Here is a 23,899-nt window from a genome sequence, read left to right as displayed (position 1 = left end):
CCTTCGCCGTTCGGCATAGCCGATCCCTTTCTTCCGACGCTCATGCTCCGCCCGCGCATCTAACGGGCGGACCAGTTTCCGCTCGGGCAAAGTAAGGCCACATTTACCATTCCAAATCGCATGTCGGACAGGCGCGCAGGGAGGGCCTTGAGGGGCTCCCGCGCCTGTCGCGCTGGCGGAAACCGCCGGGGAGCGTATCCCGGCAAGACTTGGTTTCGCGGCAGGCGGCGCGTCGATGCGCCGAAGGGGCGGCCCCGGCGCGCGCCCTCGTTCCCGCGGAACCGCCGACGCCCGGAGTGAGTAGTATGAGCGTATTCTTCGATCACGGCCGTCGCCATGGCGACGGCGAGCAGGGCTTGGTCAAGGGCGGCCAGACGGACGGCCAGACGGATGACGCGCCGCTTTGGGGCGTCGCCTATGAAAAGGTCGAGGGCGTCGTCCATCTGACCCTCGCCTTCGCCATTGTCGGCGGCGCCGCCGTCATCCTCAGCTCGGCGCTTTTCAGCCCGGGCGCGCCTCTGGGCGGCGCCGTCGAAAAGCCCGCCGAGGTCACGCAGGCAAGCCTCGCCCCCGCCGTCGCCGTCGCGGTGACGGAGCCGGAGACCGCCGCCCCGGCCGCGCCGGTCGAAAAGGCCGCCCCCCTCGCCCAGGCGGAGCCCGCGCCGGCCGCCGATTCCTTCCTGAATGCGCGCCCGATCGCCGAGCAGGCCGCGCCCGCCGCGGCGGGGCGCGCGCCGGAGCCGCTGTCCCCGCCCTCGGCCGACATGCGCGAAAAGCTGGAGGCGCGGCAGGAGGCCGCGCCGCCGCCGGAGGCCAAGGCCTATGAGGCCGCCGCTCCGGCTCCCGCTCCCGCCCCGGAGGCGCAAGCGGAGCCTCCGGCCGCCGCGGAAAAGTTGATCGACGCGTCCAAGGCGGAGGAAGGCGGGCGGATGGCGAGATGCTATTTCAAGCTCTCCGGCCGCGTGCAGAACAGCGGCGCGTGCCGCGTCGATCACGCCGGCGCGGCGGTGGTCTTCCATCTGCCCGGCAAGACGCTGGAGCTCGCCCATAATAACGGGCGCGTCTGGACGGCGACGCTCGGCGGCCGCAATCTCGGCAAGGTATATAAGAACAAGGGCGCGCCCTGCTGGGGCGCCAAGGGCTTTTACGCCTGCGAGAACGGCTGATTACCGATCCGCCGCCGGGGGATGCGCGTGGTCCTCGCCCCCGGCCGCGTCGTGCGGATGGCCCGGCGCCGCGCGCTTGCCGGCGAGCGTCTTGGCGATGATCGGCTCGGTCGTCGACGTCCAGCCCGGTCCCGCCGCGACCACGGGCGTATCGCCGTCGCCGGGAACGATGTGGACGAGCTTGTAGCCGCGCGCCTTCAGCTCGCGCAGGAAGTCCGGCAGCATCGCCGCCGTCTGCGCCTTGGAGTCGTGGAAGAGCACGATTCCCTTCCCGATCTTTTCCAGGCGCGTCATCACCAGATCGAGCTCGCCCTTCGGCGACATGGGCGACCAGTCGGAGGCCCAGAGATCCGAGCCGAAGACCGTGTAGCCCTTGTCTTCGAGATAAGCGACGAGCGACGGCGTGTCCGCGAAGCCTGGAAAACGGAAGAAGGGCGCGGCCTTGCCGCCGGACGCCTTCTCGACGGCCTTGATCCCCTTTTCGATGTCGGCCTTGGCGGCGCCGTCCGCCATCAGCCGCAGCGTGTCGGCGGGATGGCTGTAGGAATGATGGCCGATGCTGTGGCCTTCCTCGGCCGCGCGCTTCACGAGCTCCGGCGCGCTCTCGGCGTTGTGGCCGATGATGAAGAAGGTCGCGCGCGCGCATTCCTTCGCCAGCGAATCGAGCACCTGCTTCGTCGGGGCCGCCGGCCCGTCGTCGAAGGTGAGAACCACCTCATGATCCTGCAGATCGAGCGTGCGCGGATAGCTTTGCAGGCCGACGGCCGTTCCTTTCGGTCCGATCGCGATGGCGCGCGAGACGCCGAGCGAGTCCGGCCCGCAATCGCGCGCAAGCGACGGCGCGGCCGAGCAGGCGAGGGAGAGAAGGGCGTAGAGCGGGACGCGGGAAAAATGGGTCATGTCGGTTTTGCCGGTTTGCATCCGCGCGCGCGCGGGTTAAGAGCCTGAAGCCTTTCGGAGCGCGTTTCGCAAAAGTTGCTGGACTTTTGCGATGAGAATGCGCTCCCTCTATTTGATTTGGCGCGATTTCCTGTCGCCCGCGCAATTCCATGCGGGCGGAAAGCGCGCGAGCGGGAATCGGCATGCCACTCGACCATGATGAAACGCCGGCGGGCGCCGAATCCTTTCGCGACGAGAACGGCGGTTTCGACGCCGATTTCGTCTTCGAGGTCGAGGCGGCCGTCGCCCTGGGAGATTCTGCCAGAGTCCATGAGCTTGTCGGTCGCCTTCACGAGGCCGATCTCGGCGCGCTTCTCGAACTGCTGAGCCATGAAGCGCGACCGCGCCTCGTCGAGCTGATGGGCGCGGATTTCGATTTTACCGCGCTTATGGAGATGGGTGAAGCCACCCGCGAGGACATTCTCGAAGAGCTTCCGGTCGAGACGCTGGTTGAGGGCGTCCGCGACCTGGAAAGCGACGACGCCGTCGCCATTCTCGAGACGCTGGAGCCCGAGGAGCAGGCGGAGGTTCTCGAGGCGCTGCCCGCGCAGGATCGCATCGTCCTGCGGCGCTCGCTCGATTATCCGGAGGACTCCGCCGGCCGGCTGATGCAGACGACGCTGATCGCCGCGCCGCCTTTCTGGACGGCCGGCCGCGTCCTCGATTTCTTTCGCGAGACCGACGGCGACGTCCTGCCCGACAATTTCTTCGAAATCTTTGTCGTCGATCCCGGCTATCATCTTTTGGGCACGGTCTTTCTGGACGCATTGGTGCGCGCGAAGCCCGGCACGCGGCTCGACGAGATCATGCAGGCCGACCGGCGGCGCGTGAAGGCCACGGAGGACGGCGCCGAGGCGGCCCGCCTCTTCGAGCGCTACAATCTCGTCTCGGCGCCCGTCGTCGACGAGTCCGAGCGCCTCGTCGGCGTGCTGACGATCGACGACATCGTCGACGTCATTCAGGAGCAGGCCTCCGAGGAGATCAAGGCGCTGGGCGGCGTGAACCCGGACGAAGAGCTGACCGACGATTTCTGGTGGATCGCGAAGAGCCGGTTCACCTGGCTCTTCCTCAACATGCTGACCGCCTTCATCACCTCGACCGTGCTCAAGACGTTTCAGTCGCAACTGGAGCAGATGGTGGCGCTCGCGGTTCTCGGGCCGATCGTCGCGGGGCAGGGCGGCAATTCCGCGACTCAGACCATGACGGTCGCCGTCCGCGCGCTGGCGACGCGCGAATTGAACCGCAGCAACGCGCTGAAGATCATCTTCCGCGAATTGGCCATCGGCGCCGTCAATGGCGCGGCCTTCGGCCTCGTGACCGGGCTGGTGGCGGCCAACTGGTTCCACAATGTCGGGCTGATGCCGGTCATGGCCTTGGCGATGTTTACGAATCTTGTCGCGGGCGCCTTCGGCGGAATCATCGTCCCCCTCGTCTTCGACCGCTTCAACTTCGATCCCGCCGTGTCTTCCGGGCCGTTCGTCACCACGATCACGGACGTGGTGGGCTACGGCGCCTTCCTGACAATCGCCAGCATGTGGTTTCATCTGTCTTAAGTATAAGAAATTGAATGTGGTTCCATGTTATGATAGGTTAGTCTATTGAATAAATATACAATGGTGCTAACATTTCCGCCGTCAGGGCGGGGCCGTCAATGAGCGCCTCCGAGGGTTTGGGGGAATTCAATGGCTTCACGATCCAGTCTTGTCCCATTGGCCTTCTGGGTCGGTTTCCTGGCGCTCGGTTTCGTGACGAGCTTCGGCGGGCCGACGAAGACCCATCAGCCGAGGGACGCCATCGCGCTCGAAGGCGGCCGCGGCCAGATTCACCCATCGGCCCGCGATTGAGCGAATTCCGCGCAACACAATTCCGCTGCAAAGCCGTCGCAAAAAGAATCGCAGCGTCTTGCTTTCCCGGCGCGGCGCGTTAACGCTTCGTTACCGCCTGTGGGGATAATTTGACGAAATGCGCTCGTTGAATTCTTCCGTATCGCGTTTCACCGCCCTCGCCTGCGTCGTTGCGGCCAGCGCGGCGACCCTCGCCGCCTGCGGCAGCAGCTACGATCCCGGCTATGCCCGCCGTCCCCGTTTCGCCACCAGCGCGCCGCTGGTGAACGCCAAGAAGGACCCGACCTTCCTCGCTTACGCGGTGCCGGAGTCGGACCTCCATCTCTTCCCGGCGACCCGCAGCGCCGAATTCGCCGTGCATGGCGTCGACGTCTCCAAATATCAGGGCGACATCGACTGGGAGCAGGTGAAGGAATCGGGCGTCGCCTTCGCCTTCATCAAGGCGACCGAGGGCGGGGACAAGACGGACTCCAAATTCCAATATAATTGGGCGGCCGCCAAGGCCGCCGGCGTGCCGCGCGGCGCCTATCACTTCGTCTATTGGTGCCGCCCGCCGCATGAGGAGATTCAGAACTTCGCATCCGTCGTGCCGAACGAGCCGGACGCGCTGCCGCCCGTGCTCGACGTCGAGCCGACGCCGGAATCGAAGAGCTGCAAGCGCACGCTGTATCGGGAAGAGGCGATCCGCGACATGCGGGTCATGCTGGAGGCGATGGAGCGCCGTTACGGCAAGAAGCCGATCATCTACTCCTCGGTCGACTTCTACCAGTCGGTGCTGCAGCCCGACGCGCTCTCCGAATATCCGATCTGGGTGCGCTCGACGAAATATCATCCCAGAGTCCGTTACGGCGACCGTAAATGGACCTTCTGGCAATATCGCTCCGATGGCCGCGTGCCGGGCATCGTCGGCGCCGTGGACCAGAACACTTTCAACGGCAGCTTCGATCATTGGCGGAGCTGGCTCGCCTCGACGACGGGCATGCGGGCGGCTCCCGCCGCGGCGGCGACGCCCAAGCCGATTGACGACCGCACCGTCAACAAGCTCATCGAGGAAGACCCGGCGATGCTCAAGGGCGTCGAGAAGGGCGCTTATGAGAAGGACGGCGCGGCGCCCGGCGGCCCCCCGACGCCCCCGGCGGGGATCGCCAATTCGCCCGACAATGGTTGATCTCGCGGGGGTAGCCAGCGGACGAGATTTCGCGTATACGCCCCGCACCAGTTTCCGCCGCGCGGCGAGTCCGCGCGGTCTTCGCTGTTTAGAGAGACAAGAAAATGGCCGTTCCGAAGAGAAAAACCTCCCCGATGAAGCGGGGCTTCCGCCGTTCCGCCGACGCCCTCAAGGCGCCGACCTATGTCGAGGACAAGGATTCGGGCGAGCTGCGCCGTCCGCACCATATCGACCTGAAGACCGGCATGTATCGCGGCCGTCAGGTGCTCAAGGTCAAATCGGCCGAGGAATAAGCGGGTTCTTGATCCGCGCATGAAAAAGCGGGCTTCACGCCCGCTTTTTTTATTGGGGCGAAATAAGCGCGCCAACGGCGCCGTCACCCTCTCCCCGCTTGCGGGCGCGCCCCCGGCCGGCCATCAGGCCGTCATTGCGAGCGGAGCGAAGCAATCCAGAGCCCGTGATGCCCCCTGGATTGCTTCGTCGGCGAAGCCTCCTCGCAATGACGGCGTACGGCGGATTGCTATTAGGCCCGCTTCATCTGCGCCGCGCCGAGCAGCGGCAGCAGGATTGCGCGCGGCGAGAGGCGGGCGCTCCAGATCATGACCTTGTTCATGGTCCCCGGCACCACGACGCGCCGACCGGCCATCAGCCCGTCATAGCCCTGGCGCGCCACCTCTTCCGCCGGCACCAAAGCCGGCTTCATGGCGCCCATCAGCCCCTCGAAGCTCATGCCCGCGCGCGCCTGGAAGCCCGTGACGACCGGGCCGGGGCAGAGGCAGGAGACCCTCACGCCGGCGGGCTTCAATTCATGCGAGATCGCCTCGCTGAAGGAGCGCACAAAGGCCTTCGTGGCGTAATAGACCGCGAATCCCGGCCCCGGCATGAAAGAGGCGACCGAGGCGACGTTCATCACGCCGCCTTTGGTGTCGATCAGCGCCGGCAGGAAGCGCAGGGTCAGCGCGGTGAGCGCGCGGATGTTGAGGTCGATCATGGCGAGCTGCTCCGCCTGATCGAGCTCCGCGACCCGGCCGAGTAGGCCGAAGCCCGCATTATTGACGAGATATTGGGGCGCCAGCCTGGCCCCGGCGAGGCGGCCCGCCAGGGTCTCGACGGCGCCGTCGCCAAGGAGGTCGAGCTCCACGACCAACGGCCGGCGCTGGCCTTTGGCGGCGATTTCATCGGCCAGCGCTTCCAGCCGCTCGCCGCGCCGGGCGACGATGGCGACCTCATGGCCCTTCTCAGCGAAGACGCGCGCGAGCTCCGCCCCGATTCCCTCCGACGCGCCGGTGACGACGGCGGCCGGCCGGGCGCTGGAAACATCCGTCATGAAAAGTCACTCCTTGGGGCGATACCATGGATTCTCGAAGGGCGCCTCGAGACTCTCGCGCACTTCGCGGCGCAGCTCGACCCGCTCGCGCGTCGAGACGCCGAGAAGCTCGGCCACGCGCCAGACGACATTCTCCTCGAATTCATGCACGTCGCCGTCGGCATGGGCCATGTCCCACAGCATGCCGACCACCTGGCGGCGCCCGTCCTCGTCGAGGCGGCGCTTGAGCACGCTGGTGAAGCGATAGAGATCGACCGCTTCCCGCTCGCTCTCGAAAGCGTCCTGGATCAGCGCCTGCGCCGCGTCGGGCGCAAGGCCGAAGCGCGACTCTACGAGCTGCTGGATGCGCGCCTTTTCGCTCAAATCGAAATCGCCGTCGATCGACGCGATATGCACGAGCAGCGCGGCGGCCGCGAGTTGATAGTCGGCGGACTCATAGGGTTTCGGCTGATCGGCCTCGCCCGTGAGTTCGCTGATGAAATTTCTAAGCGCGGAGAGCATGGGCTTCGGGGGTGTCGGGGAAAGGAGTTGCGTTCCGATCCCTATAGATCATGAGACGGGGGAAGGGTAGCCGAGCGCGGAGAGGATCTTCCCGGAAGCTGGGCGTTTTCGGACGAAGGCTTGATCGACTTTCGCACCGATCTTTTGCGAGACCCAGCCCATTGAACAGGGTGCGATCCGCGCGCAACGCCGGAAACGCTTTACCGCCATATCGAAGAAATCTGACGAGGATGCCGACCCTATCGGGTGGGGAATTCCGGCCTAATTCTGTCCGACGCCCACGAAACCCTATGTTTCAAATATCTTGACTTTTGCGCAGGCAGCAAGTTCCCACTGTAAGCGGTCGGGTTAGCCTGCTACGTTATCCTGATGGCAAACACCATTAGACGAAACAAATTTGAGCTGCGGCGGCAGAGTGATGATCTCGTTTACACGTTCGTGCTCACCGAGAGGCCCGACAAACTTCCAGCATATAAAAGGCTCGACCAAGATATTTGGATCGTACGGAGGGCGGATTGGGGATGGTTAGCGTGGGACGAAGACTGCCAGTTGTGTACCGGGCTGCCATGGAATGTATTGCCTGACAATAATAGAGGAGCCTATCCGCCTGAAGGCGATTGGGTGAGCCGGAAGGGTCCAAAATCCCATGTCTATACTCTCGTCTATATCGCTTAGCCGATGCACAATTCTTGAATTTCGCATGGGGGGACGGCGATCCATTTTACTGGTCGCGTCCGGCTCCGGCCTGGCCAAATAATAGTTTGAAAGCATGAGATGATAATTCGTCGAGAAGAACCCGCTGACATTTCTGCAATTCGGAAGATTGTCGAAGCGGCTTTTCCTACACCCGCCGAGGCAAGGTTGGTTGAGCGCCTTCGGTCAGAAGGTGACGCTGTTATCTCAATCGTCGCTATCGAATCCAGGGTCGTAATTGGGCACGCCATGTTATCAAAAATGACCGCTCCATTTCGTGCGTTAGGTCTTGGGCCTGTTGCCGTTGCCCCTGATCAACAGCGGAAAGGAATTGGCGGTTCATTAGTCCGTTCAGCTTTGAAGGAAGCAGAAGAGCAAGGATGGCAGGGCGTTTTTGTGCTGGGCAATCCAGCCCTATATCAAAAGTTTGGCTTTGATCCAGCTCTTGCGAGCGGCTTCGCGTCTCCCTATGCCGGGCCGCACCTTATGGTTTTGTCATTCAACAAGTCTTTGCCTGTTACGACCGGCAAGATCGACTATGCTCCGGCCTTTGCGATGCTTGGGTAGCAAGTCGCGTAAGGCGCAATAAGGAGCCTTGGGCAAAAGGCCGTTCCCGGCGCGTAGCCGCAATTCAAACTGACCATTGTCTCCTCGCACATGGTTGACAGAGCCCAATTTCGATACGATAGTCCACGCCTTCGCAGCGCAATATCGCGCGCGTCAATTTCGGGGAGGGCCATGATGAAATATGTCATGTTTATCCGTTCCCCGGGCCAGGCCTGAGATTCAGGCGATGAGCCCGGCACCTAGACTCCGGGCTGTCCTCGCCGCTGGCGCATTCCACGACCTTCCAAGGGTCTGACGAGATCGGCAGAGACCTTCCGGATCAACGCGACGCCCCGACAAGCGGGCGCCGTCATCCGTCATTCCGTCTCTAAAAGGGATGAGGCGCCTCAAGCGCCTCGCGCGATCATGTCCGCTTATTTCCAAACGCTGCGCTTCGCGGCGGTCTATTGGCTTTTGTCGCCGCGGCTCCTCGCCGTGATGCTCGCGGCGCGCGTCACCTCCAATTTCATCGACGTGTTCGTGCCGATCGCCTCCGGACGGCTCGCCGACGCCGTCGCGACGGAGCCGCGCGCATTGGCGCCGGCGCTCGACGCCCTCGCCGTCTTCATCGGCGCGGTGCTGTGCTTCCATCTCTTGCGCTACTTCGTGGTTTTCTGTGTGTGCCAGGTGACGTCGCGCGGCATGTCGGCGCTGGTGCGCGACGCCTTTGCGCGCGTGCAGCGCTTTTCCGCCGACTGGCACGCCAACGCCTTCGCCGGCGCGACCGTGCGCAAGATCACGCGCGGCATGTGGGCCTTCGACACGCTCACCGACACGCTGATCTTCGGCATATTGCCGGCGGCGGTCGTCATCGTCGGCGTGAGCGGCCTGCTGCTCATGCGCTGGCCCCTGCTCGGCCTCGTCGTCATCACCGGCATTGCGGCGTTTCTGTCGATCAGCGTCGGCCTGTCGCTTTTCTGGATCAGCCCGGCCGCGCAAATCTCGCAGCGTCTCGACTCGGCGGTGAGCGCGCGGCTCGCGGATTCGATCACCGGCAATCAGGTGGTCAAGGGCTTCGCGGCCGAGGCGCGCGAGGACCATTCCTTCGCGCGGCTCATCGACGAATGGCGGACGCGCACGCTGACCTCATGGTATCGCAGCGAGGCGACCGGCGTTCTGCAGGCGCTGGCGCTGATCACGATGCAGGCCGTCTTTCTCGGCTGCGGCCTGCTGCTGTGGTCGCGGGCGCAGATGACGACCGGCGACGTGGTGAGCCTCATCGGCATACAGGGGCTGATCAACGGCTATCTGCGCGACATCGGCCAGCATGTCCGCCATCTTCAGAAGGCGGTCAATGAGATGGAGGATGTCGTCGGCTTCGCCGCCGAGACGCCCGAAATCGCCGATGCGCCGGACGCCCGGCCGCTCAGGGTCGGCGCGGGCGAGATCGTCTTCGACGCCGTCACTTTCGGCTATCCGGGAACGGTCCGCCCGCTTTACGAGGATTTCTCGCTCACCATCCGGCCGGGCGAGCGCGTCGGGCTCGTCGGCGCCTCGGGCGCGGGCAAGACGACCTTCGTCAAGCTGCTGCAGCGGCAGTTCGATCCGAATGGCGGGCGCATCCTGATCGACGGGCAGGACATCGCGCATGTGACGCAGGCGTCGCTGCGGCGCGCGATCGGCATCGTCGCGCAGGAGCCGATCCTGTTTCACCGGCCGCTCGGCGAAAACATCGCTTACGGCCGGCCGCAGTCCGCGCCCCCGGAGATCGCCGAGGCGGCGCGTCTCGCCCATGCCGACATCTTCATCGACCGTCTCGCCGACGGCTATGAGACCCTGGTCGGCGAGCGCGGCGTGAAGCTCTCGGGCGGCGAGCGGCAAAGGGTGGCCATCGCGCGGGCGATCCTCGCCGACACGCCCATCCTCGTGCTGGACGAGGCGACGTCCTCGCTCGACTCCGTGTCGGAGTTTCATATCCGGGCGGCGATCGAGCAATTGTCGGAGGGGCGGACGACCCTCGTGGTGGCGCATCGGCTCTCGACGGTGCGGCGGCTCGACCGCATTCTCGTCTTCGAGCACGGCCGCATCGTCGAGGACGGCTCGCATGGCGAATTGCTGCGCCGTCCGGGCGGCGTCTATCGCCGCCTGTTCGAAACGCAGGCCGTCGGCGACGACGTTTTCGACGCGCCGGTCGAGAAGGCGAGCTGACGTGGTCCGGGCGGCGGCGGAGAATTCGAGACCAGTGGTTTCCGTCACTCGAATAGCTGGCCTTTTTGTCGACCGTCATTGCGAGCGAAGCGAAGCAATCCAGGGGCGTCGCGGGGGCTCTGGATTGCTTCGCTTCGCTCGCAATGATGGGCCGCGAATGAACGTCTTCCGAAAAGCCCGCCAATTCGAGTGAGGCGACTAATTCGCCGCCGCCCGCCAGGTCCATATTTTGACATAAACAAATCTTTATATCTTTATTGCCTTCTGTTCTGGGCCCTGCTATAGGCTCTCCAGCGCCGGGGCGCCGGCCATCCTTCCCGAGCAGAGGATTCGCATGACCGCTCATCACTTCAACGATTACGCCGTCACGGACATTTCGCTGGCCGATTGGGGCCGCAAGGAAATCGCCATCGCCGAGACCGAGATGCCGGGCCTGATGGCCACGCGCGCCGAATTCGGCCCGTCGCAGCCCTTGAAGGGCGCGCGCGTCGCCGGCTCGCTGCATATGACCATTCAGACGGCCGTTCTCATCGAGACCCTGAAGGCGCTGGGCGCGGATGTGCGCTGGGCCTCCTGCAACATCTATTCGACGCAGGACCACGCCGCGGCGGCGATCGCCGCGACGGGCACGCCGGTCTTCGCCAAGAAGGGCGAGACCCTCGAGGATTATTGGGACTACACCCATAAGATCTTCGAATGGGGCGACGGCGGCGCGCCGAACATGATCCTGGACGACGGCGGCGACGCCACGCTCCTCATCCATCTCGGCCTGCGCGCCGAGGGCGGCGACACCGCCTTCCTCGACAAGGCGACGAATGAGGAGGAGGAAGTCCTCTTCGCCGCCATCAAGAAGCGCCTGAAGGCCAATCCGGGCTGGTACAAGCGCAACGCCGAGTCGATCAAGGGCGTCACGGAGGAGACGACCACGGGCGTGCATCGCCTCTATGTGATGCACAAGGAGGGCAAGCTCCTCTGGCCGGCGATCAACGTCAACGACTCCGTCACCAAGTCGAAATTCGACAATCTCTATGGCTGCCGCGAGTCGCTCGTCGACGGCGTCCGCCGCGCCACCGATGTGATGATGGCCGGCAAGGTGGCCTGCATCGCCGGCTACGGCGACGTGGGCAAGGGCTCCGCCGCGTCGCTGCGCAACGCCGGCTGCCGCGTGATCGTGACCGAGATCGACCCGATCTGCGCCCTGCAGGCGGCGATGGAAGGCTATGAGGTCACGACGATGGAGGACGCCGCGCCGCGCGCCGACATCTTCTGCACCGCGACGGGCAATGTCGACGTCATCACCGTCGACCATATGCGCGCCATGAAGGACCGCGCCATCGTCTGCAATATCGGCCATTTCGACTCGGAGATTCAGGTCGCCGGCCTGCGCAATCTCAAATGGCACAATGTGAAGCCGCAGGTCGACGAGATCGAGTTCCAGGACGGCAAGCGCATCATCCTGCTCGCCGAAGGCCGCCTCGTGAATCTCGGCTGCGCGACGGGCCATCCGTCCTTCGTCATGTCGGCGTCCTTCACCAACCAGACTCTGGCTCAGATCGAGCTGTGGACCAAGCAGGGCCAATACCCCACGGGCGTCTACACGCTGCCCAAGCATCTCGACGAGAAGGTCGCGGCGCTCCATCTCGACAAGATCGGCGTGAAGCTCACCAAGATGACGGAAGAGCAGGCGAAATATCTCAACCTGCCGCAGAACGGCCCGTTCAAGCCGGAGCACTACCGCTACTGACGCGGCTTCGCGGCGGGGCCGTTTCCAGCTCCGCCCGGCGCGGCGTTTCATTATCCCGGCTCAGCTTTGCGGCCCCCTCCGACCGGAGCGGGGCCGTTTTTTGCGCCGCGTAATCAGAAACACGATTCCGTTTTAACCGAGCGCGTTCTAGATTGAGGTGATTCGTAGCGAGCGTCGTCGGCGTTGCGCGGCGGGCCCTCCGCCGCAGAGCCGATTTGTTCCCGCCTCCGCCCTGGGGGCGGAAGGGCGTCCGTGCGCGCGGCCTTGCAGGAGCGCGCGCTGGCGCGGGGCGTTGTTGTGATGAGCACCCCGATCGACCCTCTGGAACCCGGTCCATATGAGGCCTAAGCTGGTTTGCGCGCGAAAAAAGGAAACGTCTCGCTCATGACGCGATGCGGTCGAATGCATTCCGGCGATGATCCGCCGCCCGGCGCGCGGCGTCTGCGCGCGCGGCTGGCGCTGGGCGCGACCGCGCTTTGCGGCGCGCTGTTTTCCTCCCAGGCTCCTGCGCAGGTGCTGGGCCTGGCCGCCGACCTACCCATCGACCCCGACGTCGTCGGCTTCGCCTTCAGCGGCGGCCTGGCGCTTTTTTCCGCCGTGGTGGCGCTGACCCATATCAGCGAGCGCAAGGATTGGAGCCGCCGCGAGGCGGCGCTCGTCGCCGACCTCGAAGACACGCGCGCGAAATTCGACCGCGCCAAGACTTTCCTGTCCAGCGAGCCGCAGGCCTTCATCGCCTGGACCGGACCGGACGGCGAACCCGACGTCAGCGCTTCGACGCTTCTCGTCTCGGAGACCGCCGCCGGGCCGCGCCGCATTCTCGCTTTCGGGACCTGGCTCGTCCCATCCGACGCCCAGGCGCTGGAGGCGGCCGTCGACCGCCTGCGCAAGAATGGCGAAGCCTTTCGCCTTCCGGTCGCGGGCCTTACGGGGCGTCATTTCGACGCCGAGGGCCGCGCGGTCGGCGGCAGCGCCGTGCTTCGCCTTCGCGAGGTCTCCGGCGACCGGCTGGAGCTGATCAGCCTGCGGGGGCGCCATGCGGAGTCCGAGCGCCAGCTCGCGGGCCTGCACGCGCTGCTCGACGCGTCGCCGACGCCCGTCTGGGTGCGGGACGCCAAGGCCAGGCTCGCTTACGTCAACAGCGCTTATGTTTCCGCCGTCGAGGCGAAGGACGCCGCCGACGCCATCGCGCGGGGGCTGGAGCTGCTTGATCAGTCCGCGCGCGCCGAGGCCGCGCAGGCGCTGGCGAAGGGCGCCGTCTGGCGCGCGCGCGTCCCCGCCGTCGTCGCCGGGGCGCGCCATTTGCTCGACGTGACGCAAACGGCTTTGCCGGAGACGGCGGCGTCGATGGCGATCGACCGTCACGAGGTCGAAACGGTCCGGGCCGATCTCGAGCAGCAGATGCAGTCGCATAAGCGCACGCTCGATCAATTGCCGACGGCGGTCGCTATCTTCGATCGCGGACGCCGCCTCGCCTATCATAACGACGCCTACGCCAAGCTCTGGCAGCTCGGTCCCGCCTTTCTCGACCAGAAGCCGACCGACGGCGAAATCCTCGACAGGCTGCGCGCGGACGGCCGCCTGCCGGCCGAGTCCGATTACAAGGCCTGGAAGGAGCGGCTTTTCGAGGCCTATCGATCCAACGATCCCATGCGGCGCACCTGGCACTTGCCGGACGGGCGCATTGTCGACGTCGTCGCCCATCCCAATCCGCAGGGCGGCGTCACCTATCTTTACGACGACACGACCGAGGCGGTCGATCTCGCGACGCGCTTCAACGCCCTGAACCGCACGCAAAGCGAGACGCTGGAGACGCTGCATGAGGGCGTCGCCGTATTCGGCGCCGACGGGCGCCTGAATTTCTGCAATCCGGCCTTCGCCCGGCTTTGGCGCCTGGAGCCTAGGGAGCTCGCCGAGAAGCCGCGCTTCGAAGCGATCGTCGCGCAATGCAAGGCGCTGCACGATGACGACGAAACCTGGGCCAAGCTCCAGAGTTTCGTCACGAGCCTGAACGATATGCGCGAAGGCTTCACGCGCCGCATCGAGCGCAGCGACGGCGTGGTGCTGGACTGCACCGCGCAATCGCTGCTCGACGGCGCGGCGCTCTTGACCTTTGTCGACGTGACGGCGGACGTGAACGCCGAGCGCGCGCTTTCCGAACGCAACAAGGCGTTGATGGCGGCCGAGAAGCTGCGCAACGACTTCATCCACCATGTCAGCTACGAGCTGCGCTCGCCGCTCAACAACATCAACGGATTCGTGCATCTCCTCGGCGAAGAGTCGACTGGTCCGCTCAATCCGCGCCAGCTCGAATATCTCGGCTATGTCAACAGATCGTCGGCGGCGCTGCTCGCGATCATCGACGATATTCTCGATCTCGCGACGATCGACGAGGATGCGCTGGAGCTGGAATTCTCGGATGTCGACGTGCTCGCCACCATGCGCGCCGCGATCGAAGGCGTGCAGGATCGTCTCGCCGAAAATTCGATCGACGTGCAGATCCTCGCCCTGGACAATGTCGGAGCCTTCCGCGGCGACGCGAAGCGCGTGCGGCAGATTCTGTTCAATCTTCTGTCCAACGCCATCGGCTTCTCAAGCCCCGGCCAGACCGTGACGCTCGCGGCCATGCGCCGTGACGACGAAGTCGTGTTCAAGGTGACGGATTGCGGACGCGGCATACCGCCCGAGGTGCTGGAGCGCGTTTTCGAGCGCTTCGAGTCTCATACCGCCGGCTCCCGCCATCGCGGCGTCGGGCTTGGACTCTCGATCGTGCGGGCCTTCATGGAGCTGCATGGCGGCAAGGTCTTCATCGACTCGGCGCCCGGCGAGGGCACGACCGTCACCTGCGTCTTCCCGGCGCGGACGGCGCAGGAAGAAGCGCGGCCCGCCGCGAGCGAAGGAGTCGCGCAATGACCGAGGAAATGGCGGGCAAGACGGTTTGGCGCGTCGAGGCGCCGGACGAGGCGGCGACGGTCGCGCTCGCTGAGGATCTGGCGACGCTGCTGAAGGCCGGCGACATGGTGACGCTCGCGGGCGATCTCGGCGCCGGCAAGACGACGTTCGCGCGCGCTTTGATCCGCAAGACGCTCGACGACCCGGCCATCGAGGCGCCGAGCCCGACCTTCACGCTGATGCAGATCTATGAGGGCGACGCCGCGCGCATCGTCCACGCGGATTTCTATCGCATCGAGACGGCCGCCGAGCTTTCCGGCCTCGGCTGGGAGGAGGCGGTCGAGGACGCGATCGTCCTCGCCGAATGGGCGGAGCGCGCGCCGGAAGTCTTGCCGCAGGACCGTCTCGACGTGCGTCTGAGCTTCGCCGACGCCGACGATCGCGATGCGCGTCGCGTCACGATCTCGGGTTACGGCGCCTTTGCGCCGCGGCTGAAATCCTTCAAGGCGCTGCGCGAGCTCTTGCGCCGGGAAGGCTGGGCCGACGCCAGGCGCAGCTTTCTTTTGGGCGACGCCTCGTCGCGCGCCTATGAGACGCTGGAGAAACCCAACGGCCAGCGCGCGATCCTGATGATCTCGCCGCCGCGGCCCGACGGGCCGCCAATCCGCTACGGCAAATCCTACAGCGCCATCGCTCGGCTCGCGGAGAATGTGAAGCCGTTCGTCGCCCTCGCGCATGGGCTGCGGGCGCATGGGCTCTCGGCTCCCGAAATCTACGGGCAGGACCTCGAGGCGGGGCTTCTCATCGTCGAAGATCTTGGCCGCGAAGGCGTCGTGGACGCGAACGGGCCGATCCCGGAGCGCTATCTCGAAGCGGCCGGGGCGCTCGCGCATCTGCATTCGCAGCGTCTGCCCGACACGCTGCCGATCGACGGTTCCGGAAATTATCATCTTCCGCCTTACGACATGGACGCGCTGCTGATCGAGATCGATCTGCTGCTCGAATGGTATGTCCCGCACAAGAAAGCGACGGTGGCCTCGGGCGCGCGCGCCATCTTCGCGAATCTATGGCGTCACGCGCTGCTCGACGCGGCGAGCGCGCCGCCGACCTGGACGCTGCGCGACTATCATTCGCCGAACCTCATCTGGCTCGAGAGGCGCGAGGGAATCAAGCGCGTCGGGATCATCGACTTCCAGGATTGCGTGCTTGGCCACCCGGCCTACGACATGGCGTCGCTCGGCCAGGACGCGCGCGTCTCCGTGCCGGACGATCTGGAGCTGAGGCTGCTGGCGCATTACGCCAAGCTGCGCAAGGACGCCGACGAATCATTCGATATGGCCGCCTTCGCCAAGGCCTATATGACGCTCGCGGCGCAGCGCGCGACCAAGGTGCTCGGCATTTTCGCGCGGCTCAGCCAGCGCGACGGCAAGCCGCAATATCTCGCGCATATGCCGCGCGTCGAGGCCTATCTGAAGAAGAGCTTGCGACATCCCGCGCTGGCTGAGATAAAAGCCTGGTATGAATCCAGTCTCCCCGGCCTCTACAACGAGTCCTGAGCGCGCCGCGGCCTTGCCGAAGACCGCGATGGTCTTCGCGGCCGGCCTCGGCACGCGCATGCGGCCCTTGACCGACGCGACGCCAAAGCCGCTCGTCCCGGTCGCCGGCCGCGCGCTCATCGACCATGCGCTCGACGATATCGCGCAAGCCGGCGTCGAGACGGCGATCGTGAACGTGCACCACCTTGCCGACCGGATCGAGGCGCATCTCGCGCCGCGCGCGGAGCCGCGCATCGTGATCTCCGACGAGCGCGCGCTGCTTCTCGATCAAGGCGGCGGCGTCAAAAAGGTTCTGCCGCTCATCGGCGACGATCCGTTCTTCATCTGCAACACCGACGCCTTCTGGTTCGGCGCGCCGCAATCCAATCTTCTCGCGCTCGCGCAAGCCTGGGATGCGGAAAGGATGGACGCCGCCTTGCTGCTCGCGCCGACGCGGGGCAGCGTCGGCGTCGATTGGGACGGCGATTTCGATCTCTCGCCCGAGGGGCGCGTCATCCGGCGCGCGGGCGCGAAGCCCTATGTCTATTCGGGCGTCGGCCTCATCAAGCCGGCGCTCTTCGCCGGCGAGACGCGGGATGTCTTCAAGCTCGCGCCCTTCTTGTTCGCCGCGGCCGAAAGGGGGCGGCTCTTCGGCGTCGTCTCCCGTGGACTCTGGCTGCATGTCGGCACGGTCGCGGCGATCGCGGAGGCCGAGAAAGCGATCGCCGCGCGGAGATGACGGGCGTGAGGCGCAACGTCTTCACCATTGCGCCCGGCGCGCCGTTTCTCGAAACCTTTGTCGACGCCTTCCTCGCGGGCAGGATCGTCCCCTCGCTGTCGCGCGACACGCCGCCGCTCGCCATGGCGCGCGCCACGATCTATGTGCCGACGCAGCGCGCCGGCCGCGCGCTGAGCGCGCAATTCGCGCGCGCTTTCGACAAGGGCGCGACCTTTCTGCCGCGCATTCTCCCGCTCGGCGATCTCGACGAACGCGAGACGACGGCGCTTTTCGGCGATTTCAAGCAGGATTTCGACGCCGCCGCGCGCCCCCAGATCGAGGAGCTGGAGCGTCGCCTTCTCCTCGCGCAGCTCGTCGCCAAATGGTCCGAGGCGGTTGGGAGCGCCATCGTCTCGGCCGATGGCGACGGCGGCTTCGTCCATGACGAAAGCGAGCCCTTTCTCGTGGCGGCCTCGCCCGCGGGGGCCTATGCGCTCGCCGCCGATCTCGGCGCGCTGATCGACGAATTCATCATCGAAGGCGTCGACGCGGGCGCGATCGATCAGGCGATCGAAGGCGGCGCCTTCGATCAATATTGGTCGATCACGACGTCTTTCCTGCGCATCGCGCTGGAGCAATGGCCCGCGATCCTGGAGGACGCCGGACGCATCGACGCCGCGATGCGCCAGAAGAGGCTGATCGAGGCGCAGATCGCCCGATTGTCGGCGGCGAGGGATCACGCGCCCGTCATCGCCATCGGCTCGACGGGCGCGCAGCCGACGACCGCGCGGCTTCTCTCCGTAATCGCGGCGCTGGAGCATGGCGCCGTCGTCCTGCCGGGTCTCGATCAGGAGATGGACGAGGCCGCCTGGGCGCAGGTCGGCGAGGGCGCGGACGAGCCCGCCTACACGCATCCGCAGACAATGCTCAAACGCCTGCTCGGCGTCATGAAGCTGACGCGCGACGACGTGCGCGAGATCGCCGCGCTTCCGCCGATGATGGCGCATCGGCGCAGGCTTGTCTCGCAGGCGATGCTTCCCGCCGACGCGACGGCGGCATGGCGAGAATTTCGCGACGGGGAGGGCGCGGCGTTTCACGGCGCGCTCGACGGCGTCGCGCTTTTGGAGGCGCCGGACGAGCAGATGGAGGCGCTGGCGCTCGCGCTCTTCCTGCGCGAGGCGCTCGAGACGCCGGGCCGTACCGCCGCCCTCGTCACGCCCGATCGCAATATTGCGCGTCGCGTTGCGGCGGAGCTGCGCCGTTTTGACATCGACATCGACGACTCGGGCGGCGCCTCGCTCGCCTCGACGCCGGCCGGCGCGCTTGCGCGCCTTGTCGCCGCGATCGGCGCGCAAGGCCTCGACGCGGTCGCGATCGCCGCGCTGCTGTCGCATCCTCTGGCGCTCTTCGGGCGCGGGCGCGAAGAAATTCTGTCGCTCGCCCCGCTTCTCGAGATCGGCGCGCTGCGCGCCGCGCCCGCGCCCGCCGAGGGCTACGCGGCAATGGCCGCGAAGGCGCGGGAGGCGGCGGCGGACGGACACGCGCATTCCGCCGCGGGGCGCATCGCGCCGGCGCAATGGGCTCGCATTCAAGCCTTGCTGCAAGACGTGGAAGCGGCGTTCGCGCCGTTTCGCGACGCGGCGGGCGCCGACGATCTGGGAAGCCATGCGCGCGCCCATCGCGCGGCTTTCGAAGCCGTGGCGCAGGGCGCGCCGGAGAGCGACGGCGAGGAGCCGCTCGCGCTGTTCGATCTTTTCGAGAGACTCGCGCGCGCCAGCGCGCCTCCCGGCTTCAATGCGTCGGCCTATGCGGCGCTCTTCGATCGCGTCGCCTTTGAGACGACCTTGCGCGGACCGCGCCGCGCGCATCCGCGCCTGAAGATTCTCGGCCCGCTCGAAGCGCGCCTGATCGAGGCGGACCTTATGCTGCTCGCCGGCCTCGACGAAGGCGTATGGCCGCCGCAGACCGAGACGGGCGCCTTTCTCAATCGCTCGATGCGCGCGCAATTGGAGCTTTCGCCGCCGGAGCGGCGCATCGGCCAGAGCGCGCATGATTTTGTCATGGCGCTCGGCGCCGGCAATGTCGTGCTGAGCCGCGCGGCGAAGCGCGACGGCGCGCCGACCGTGGCGTCGCGTTTCCTGACCCGTCTCGAAGCGCTTGCGGGCGACGCCGTGGAGGCGTGCCGGCGGCGCGGCGCGGCGATGCTCGCGGTCGCGGCGGCGCTTGACCGTCCGAGCGCATCCGAGCTCGCGGTCCTGCAGCGGCCCGCGCCCTGTCCGCCGCTCGCTCTGCGTCCCGATCAGCTCAGCGTCACGCGCATCGAGATTTTGCGGCGCGATCCTTACGCGATCTTCGCCGAACAGATTTTGAGACTGAAGCCGCTCGGGCCGCTCGGCGCCGAAATCGGCGCGCGGGAAACGGGCGTCGCGATTCACGCGGCGCTGGAGGCGTTCGTCGCGCGCCATCCGAGCGGCCCGCTGCCGCAAGACGCGCGAGATCAGCTTCTCGCCCTTGCGAGAGAGAACCTCTCCGCGTTCTTCGCCGATCCGTCCTTCGAGACTTTCGCCTGGCCGCGCCTCGTGGCCGGTCTCGATCACGCGCTGGCCTTCGAGCGCGAAAGGCGCGCCGAGGGCGGCGCGATCTTCATGGAGAAGGCCGCGTCCTGGCCGATCGAGCTCGCGGACGGCTCGATCTTCACGCTCACCGCGAAGGCCGACCGCATCGAGATCGGCCTCGACGATCAGGCGCGCGTCTATGATTACAAGACCGGCAAGCCGCCGACGATGAAGCAGGTGCAAGCGGGCTTCTCGCCGCAGCTCACGCTCGAAGCCGCGATGGTCGAGGCGGGCGCCTTCAAGGAGATCGGCGCGCATCGCGTCGCGGGCGGCGCCTATGTCGGGCTGAAGGACGGGGGCAAGACGCAGACCCTGAAATTCGAGAATGCGACGTTTGAGGAGATCGTCGCGAAGCATCGCGTCGAGCTCGTGAAGATGCTCTCGCAATATCGCGAGCCGCGCACGCCTTATCCTTCACGCCCCTTCGTCGCCCTCGTCGCCTATGAGGGCGATTACGATCACCTGGCGCGCGTGAAAGAGTGGTCGCGCGGCGGCGGAGACGGCGCATGAGCGGCCGCGCTTTTCTTTCCATGACGGTCCGCGCGCAGCAGCGCGCTTCCGATCCGCATGTGTCCGCCTGGGTCGCGGCGCATGCCGGGTCCGGCAAGACCTACGTCTTGACGCAGCGCGTGCTGCGTCTGCTGCTCCAAGGCGTGCGTCCTTCGCAGATTCTCTGCCTCACCTTCACCAAGGCGGCGGCGGCGAATATGTCGACGCGCGTCTTCGACAAGCTCGCGCAATGGGCGCTGCTCGACGACGACGCGCTGACCAGGGAAATCGAAGGAACCGGCGCGGCGACGCCGAGCCGCGCCGATCTCGATTTCGCGCGGCGCCTCTTCGCCCGCGCCGTCGAGACGCCGGGCGGATTGAAGATCCAGACGATTCACGCCTTCTGCGAGAAGCTGCTGCACATCTTCCCGTTCGAGGCCAATGCGCCCGCAGGGTTCGAGGTTGTCGACGACGTCGCGCGCGCCGAGCTGCTGCAAGCCGCGAAGACGCGCGCCATCGTCGATGCGATGCGCGCGCAAGGTCCGCTGAACGAGGCGCTGCGGCTCGTGGCGAACGAGACGACGGCGAGCGGATTCGACGATCTGTGCAACGAGCTGCTCACGCATCGCGACGCGCTCGCGCAAGGGTTCGAGCGCGACGGCTATGCGCGCAATCTCCGCCTGCGGCTCGGACTCGGCGCGAATGAAACGCTCGCCGAGGTCGAAGCGAAGATCATGGCGGGCCGGGAAGGATGGCCTGAACTCGCTACGGCCCTGCGGCAAGGCTCCGCCAAGGACCAGGAGCTCGCGGCGCATCTCGACAAGGCCGTCGCGCTCGCGCCGGAGGCGGAGGGCATAGACAGCTATCTCCGCGTCTTCTTCAAGAAGGACATGGAGCCGCGCGGTCTCGGAAAGCAGAAGATCGTCACTGGCAAGCTTCAGAAGATCCCCGAACTTCTCGAAAGCCTGGAGGCGGAGCGCGATCGCCTCGCGCCGTTGATCGACAAGCGCAAGGCGACGGCCGTCGTCGAACGTTCGCTCGCGCTCGCTTTGCTCGGAGACGCGATCGTCGCCGAATATGAACGCGCGAAGCGGCGCCGCAATCTGCTCGATTATGACGATCTCATCGGCTGCGCGCGCCGCCTGCTGTACCGCTCCAATCCGTCCTGGGTGCTCTATAAGCTCGACGCGCAGATCGATCACGTCCTGCTCGACGAGGCGCAGGATACGAGCGCGCGGCAGTGGGATATTCTCACCGCGATCGCGAAGGAGTTCTGCGCGGGCGTCGGCGCGCGGCGCGTGCGGCGCAGCTTCTTCGCGGTCGGCGACGACAAGCAGTCGATCTTTTCGTTTCAGGGCGCCGCGCCGGAAAAGTTCGACTCGATGCGCCGCAGCTTCGAGCGCGCTTTCGTCACGGTCGAACAACGCTTCGAATATGTGCGCCTGATCGAATCCTTCCGCTCGGCGCCGGGCGTATTGGCGGCCGTGGACGACGTCTTCAATTTCGGCGAGAACGGAGTTGGCCTCGCCTGCGATCCGGATCCGGACAAGCCGCCGCTGAAACATGAGGCGGCCAAGGCGCATGTGGCGGCGCTCATCGAAATCTGGAGTCCGATCGGCCCGCTCGGCAATGAGGAGCCGGAAGACTGGCGCTTGCCGCCAGATCTCGTCACGGCGAACGATCCGGCTGAGCGGCTGGCGCGCAGGATCGCGAGAAAGATAAGTTCGCTCCTCGCGCCGGGCGGCGGCGAATGCGTCGAGGACAAGGGAATTCTGCGCCTCGTCGAGCCGCGCGACATTCTCATCGTGGTGCGCAAGCGCGGCGCCTTTTTCGAGGCGCTCATCCGGGCGCTGAAAGCCGAAAACGTGCCGGTCGCCGGCGCCGACAGGCTCGATCTCGCCAGCCATATCGCGGTCAACGACCTCGTCGCGCTGGGGCGCGCCGCCTTGCTGGTCGAAGACGATCTGACGATCGCGACGCTGCTGAAATCGCCGCTCATCGGCTTCGACGACGATGATTTGATCCGCCTCGCGCCGCCTCGTCCCGCGTCGCTTTACGAGGCGCTCGCGCATAGCGGCGAAGAAAAGGATCGCATGGCGTCGGGCAGGATCGACGCCTGGCGCCGCGACGCCCGGACGACGGCGCCGTTCGAATTCTATAGCGGCGTGCTGGGGCCGGGCGGCGGTCGCCGCCGACTCGTCGCGCGTCTGGGGCCGGAGGCCAATGACGCGATCGACGAATTCCTGCGGCTGGCGCTGTCGTTCGAGCGCGAACAGTCGCCTTCCCTCGTGGCTTTTCTCTCGATGGTCGAGGCGCTCGATCTCTCCATCAAGCGCGACATGGAAGCGGCCGGAGAGGCCGTCCGCGTGATGACGGCGCACGCCGCAAAGGGGCTCGAGGCGAAGATCGTCTTTCTCCCCGACACATGCGGCGCGCCGGCGGGCAAGCATGATCCGAAGCTCTTCACGCTCGGCGCCGAGGATGAGTTGTCGCTCGTCTGGGCGCGCGGACGGGAATATGATCCCGTCGCCGTGACGGACGCCCGTGAAGCGCATCGCGAGGCCGAGCGCGCCGAACATCGCCGCCTCCTCTATGTCGCGATGACGCGCGCCGAGGAGCGGCTTTACGTCGCCGGCTATCACGGGGCGAAGGGGCCCGCCGAAGGCTGCTGGCACGAGATGATCGTCTCGGCGCTGGAGGCGAGCTGCGAGAAATTCCAGGATCCGGACGATCCGGAGAGCTATATTTTGCGTCGCGGCGCGGCGCCGCGCCGCGACGACCTCTCTCGCGCCGCCGCCGTCGCCGGCGAAGCGCCGGTCCCGGCTTATGCGCGCATGCCGGCTCCGCGCGAAGCCGCGCTCGCGCCGCCGCTGCGGCCATCGAGCGCGCTTGCGGGGGCCGATATTTTCGAGGCTCCCGGCGCGAGCGCGCCGACGCGGCGCGACGCCGAGCGCGCGCTGATGGGGCGGCTGACGCACGCCTTGCTGCAGCGCCTCCCCGAATCTTCTTCCGACCGGCGCATCGAAGCGGCGACGCTTTTTCTGGAGCGGCGCGGTCCGGGGCTCGGTGCGGAAATCCGTGCGGAGATTTTGCGCGCGGCTCTTTCCGTCATCGACGATCCGAGGCTCGCGCATGTCTTCGGCCCGCAATCGGCGGCGGAAGTCGATATTGTCGCGACGCTCGCCAGCGGTCACGCCGTTTCGGGGCGCATCGACCGTCTGGCGGAGACGGAGGATGGCGTTTTGATCGCGGACTTCAAGACGGGGCGCCCGGTCGATCCGCCGCGCGCGGCGCAATTGCGCCAGCTCGCGCTCTACCGCGCCGCGCTTGCGCCACTTTATCCGGGCAAGCGCATTCGCTGCGCGATCGTCTGGACGCGGAACGCCTCGGTCGTCGAAGCGGATGACGCCGCGCTGGACGAAGCGCTCGCCGTCGCTCTCCAAAGCGCTTCCGGCCCGCTTTTCGGCGCGTGTTGAGAGGCGACCGGCGGCGGGTTGCCGGAAAACGGAGAAGC

At 66.3% G+C, this 23,899-nt stretch carries 16 protein-coding genes; 13 read left to right on the top strand and 3 right to left on the bottom strand.

Annotation, left to right across the window (positions count from 1 at the left end; all coding sequences use genetic code 11):
- Positions 1–305: 305 nt before the first annotated feature.
- Complete coding sequence (locus ACV7JP_RS01750) at positions 306–1,166, top strand: hypothetical protein (RefSeq protein ID WP_457797559.1); 861 nt, start codon at positions 306–308, stop codon at positions 1,164–1,166.
- On the opposite strand, the gene ACV7JP_RS01745 is transcribed toward ACV7JP_RS01750, so the two are convergent.
- Positions 1,167–2,066 carry a polysaccharide deacetylase family protein gene (locus ACV7JP_RS01745; RefSeq protein WP_457797558.1) on the bottom strand — a complete coding sequence of 300 codons (900 nt, stop codon included), beginning with the start codon at positions 2,064–2,066 and terminating at the stop codon, positions 1,167–1,169.
- A gap of 182 nt (positions 2,067–2,248) precedes the next feature.
- On the opposite strand from ACV7JP_RS01745, the gene mgtE reads away from it, so the two are divergent.
- The 4 genes from mgtE (at position 2,249) to rpmF (ending at position 5,410) form a co-directional block, all read left to right on the top strand.
- Positions 2,249–3,658 carry a magnesium transporter gene (gene mgtE, locus ACV7JP_RS01740; protein WP_457797557.1) on the top strand — a complete coding sequence of 470 codons (1,410 nt, stop codon included), beginning with the start codon at positions 2,249–2,251 and terminating at the stop codon, positions 3,656–3,658.
- Positions 3,659–3,814: 156 nt separating this feature from the next.
- Positions 3,815–3,949, top strand: a complete 135-nt coding sequence (locus ACV7JP_RS01735) for a hypothetical protein (protein ID WP_457797556.1) — start codon at positions 3,815–3,817, stop codon at positions 3,947–3,949.
- 118 nt (positions 3,950–4,067) lie between these two features.
- Positions 4,068–5,117 (top strand): glycoside hydrolase family 25 protein, encoded by a 1,050-nt coding sequence (locus ACV7JP_RS01730; protein WP_457797555.1) that lies wholly within the window; start codon positions 4,068–4,070, stop codon positions 5,115–5,117.
- Positions 5,118–5,221: 104 nt separating this feature from the next.
- The gene (gene rpmF, locus ACV7JP_RS01725) at positions 5,222–5,410 is read left to right on the top strand and encodes a 50S ribosomal protein L32 (protein ID WP_016919986.1); all 189 of its coding nucleotides are present in this window, start codon (positions 5,222–5,224) and stop codon (positions 5,408–5,410) included.
- Between the two features lie 230 nt (positions 5,411–5,640).
- Here the strand turns inward: rpmF and ACV7JP_RS01720 are convergent, their stop codons facing one another.
- Both ACV7JP_RS01720 and ACV7JP_RS01715 read right to left on the bottom strand, forming a co-directional pair.
- Positions 5,641–6,444 carry an SDR family NAD(P)-dependent oxidoreductase gene (locus tag ACV7JP_RS01720; protein ID WP_457797554.1) on the bottom strand — a complete coding sequence of 268 codons (804 nt, stop codon included), beginning with the start codon at positions 6,442–6,444 and terminating at the stop codon, positions 5,641–5,643.
- 6 nt (positions 6,445–6,450) lie between these two features.
- A complete protein-coding gene (locus tag ACV7JP_RS01715) occupies positions 6,451–6,945 on the bottom strand; it encodes a tellurite resistance TerB family protein (protein WP_457797553.1) in 495 nt (164 codons plus the stop codon).
- Between the two features lie 774 nt (positions 6,946–7,719).
- Between ACV7JP_RS01715 and ACV7JP_RS01710 the strand changes: the two genes are divergently transcribed.
- The 8 genes from ACV7JP_RS01710 (at position 7,720) to addA (ending at position 23,861) form a co-directional block, all read left to right on the top strand.
- Entirely contained in the window at positions 7,720–8,205 is a 486-nt protein-coding gene (locus ACV7JP_RS01710) for a GNAT family N-acetyltransferase (protein WP_457797552.1), read from the top strand.
- 405 nt (positions 8,206–8,610) lie between these two features.
- Complete coding sequence (locus ACV7JP_RS01705) at positions 8,611–10,392, top strand: ABC transporter ATP-binding protein (protein ID WP_457797551.1); 1,782 nt, start codon at positions 8,611–8,613, stop codon at positions 10,390–10,392.
- A gap of 334 nt (positions 10,393–10,726) precedes the next feature.
- Entirely contained in the window at positions 10,727–12,136 is a 1,410-nt protein-coding gene (gene ahcY, locus ACV7JP_RS01700) for an adenosylhomocysteinase (protein WP_457797550.1), read from the top strand.
- 402 nt (positions 12,137–12,538) lie between these two features.
- Positions 12,539–15,049, top strand: coding sequence for an ATP-binding protein (locus ACV7JP_RS01695; protein ID WP_457797549.1), 2,511 nt, complete (start codon positions 12,539–12,541; stop codon positions 15,047–15,049).
- Entirely contained in the window at positions 15,046–16,584 is a 1,539-nt protein-coding gene (gene tsaE, locus ACV7JP_RS01690) for a tRNA (adenosine(37)-N6)-threonylcarbamoyltransferase complex ATPase subunit type 1 TsaE (RefSeq protein ID WP_457797548.1), read from the top strand. Before ACV7JP_RS01695 ends, tsaE begins: the two co-directional genes overlap by 4 nt.
- 28 nt (positions 16,585–16,612) lie before the next feature.
- A complete protein-coding gene (locus ACV7JP_RS01685; protein ID WP_457799013.1) occupies positions 16,613–17,302 on the top strand; it encodes a nucleotidyltransferase family protein in 690 nt (229 codons plus the stop codon).
- On the top strand, positions 17,299–20,406 hold the full coding sequence (gene addB / locus ACV7JP_RS01680; protein WP_457797547.1) for a double-strand break repair protein AddB: 3,108 nt from the start codon (positions 17,299–17,301) through the stop codon (positions 20,404–20,406). The genes ACV7JP_RS01685 and addB overlap by 4 nt, the downstream gene beginning before the upstream one ends.
- Complete coding sequence (gene addA / locus ACV7JP_RS01675) at positions 20,403–23,861, top strand: double-strand break repair helicase AddA (protein ID WP_457797546.1); 3,459 nt, start codon at positions 20,403–20,405, stop codon at positions 23,859–23,861. Before addB ends, addA begins: the two co-directional genes overlap by 4 nt.
- Positions 23,862–23,899 lie beyond the last annotated feature (38 nt).

This window comes from Methylocystis sp. S23, assembly GCF_054106005.1.
Note: the sequence above shows the minus strand (reverse complement) of the source record. Positions and strands in the feature narration are given on the sequence as shown.

Coding starts and splice junctions, on each gene's coding strand:
- ACV7JP_RS01750 (WP_457797559.1), top strand. CDS start 306: ATGAGCGTATTCTTCGATCACGGCCGTCGCCATGGCGACGGCGAGCAG.
- ACV7JP_RS01745 (WP_457797558.1), bottom strand. CDS start 2,066: ATGACCCATTTTTCCCGCGTCCCGCTCTACGCCCTTCTCTCCCTCGCC.
- mgtE (WP_457797557.1), top strand. CDS start 2,249: ATGCCACTCGACCATGATGAAACGCCGGCGGGCGCCGAATCCTTTCGC.
- ACV7JP_RS01730 (WP_457797555.1), top strand. CDS start 4,068: ATGCGCTCGTTGAATTCTTCCGTATCGCGTTTCACCGCCCTCGCCTGC.
- rpmF (WP_016919986.1), top strand. CDS start 5,222: ATGGCCGTTCCGAAGAGAAAAACCTCCCCGATGAAGCGGGGCTTCCGC.
- ACV7JP_RS01720 (WP_457797554.1), bottom strand. CDS start 6,444: ATGACGGATGTTTCCAGCGCCCGGCCGGCCGCCGTCGTCACCGGCGCG.
- ACV7JP_RS01715 (WP_457797553.1), bottom strand. CDS start 6,945: ATGCTCTCCGCGCTTAGAAATTTCATCAGCGAACTCACGGGCGAGGCC.
- ACV7JP_RS01710 (WP_457797552.1), top strand. CDS start 7,720: ATGATAATTCGTCGAGAAGAACCCGCTGACATTTCTGCAATTCGGAAG.
- ACV7JP_RS01705 (WP_457797551.1), top strand. CDS start 8,611: ATGTCCGCTTATTTCCAAACGCTGCGCTTCGCGGCGGTCTATTGGCTT.
- ahcY (WP_457797550.1), top strand. CDS start 10,727: ATGACCGCTCATCACTTCAACGATTACGCCGTCACGGACATTTCGCTG.
- ACV7JP_RS01695 (WP_457797549.1), top strand. CDS start 12,539: ATGCATTCCGGCGATGATCCGCCGCCCGGCGCGCGGCGTCTGCGCGCG.
- tsaE (WP_457797548.1), top strand. CDS start 15,046: ATGACCGAGGAAATGGCGGGCAAGACGGTTTGGCGCGTCGAGGCGCCG.
- ACV7JP_RS01685 (WP_457799013.1), top strand. CDS start 16,613: ATGGTCTTCGCGGCCGGCCTCGGCACGCGCATGCGGCCCTTGACCGAC.
- addB (WP_457797547.1), top strand. CDS start 17,299: ATGACGGGCGTGAGGCGCAACGTCTTCACCATTGCGCCCGGCGCGCCG.
- addA (WP_457797546.1), top strand. CDS start 20,403: ATGAGCGGCCGCGCTTTTCTTTCCATGACGGTCCGCGCGCAGCAGCGC.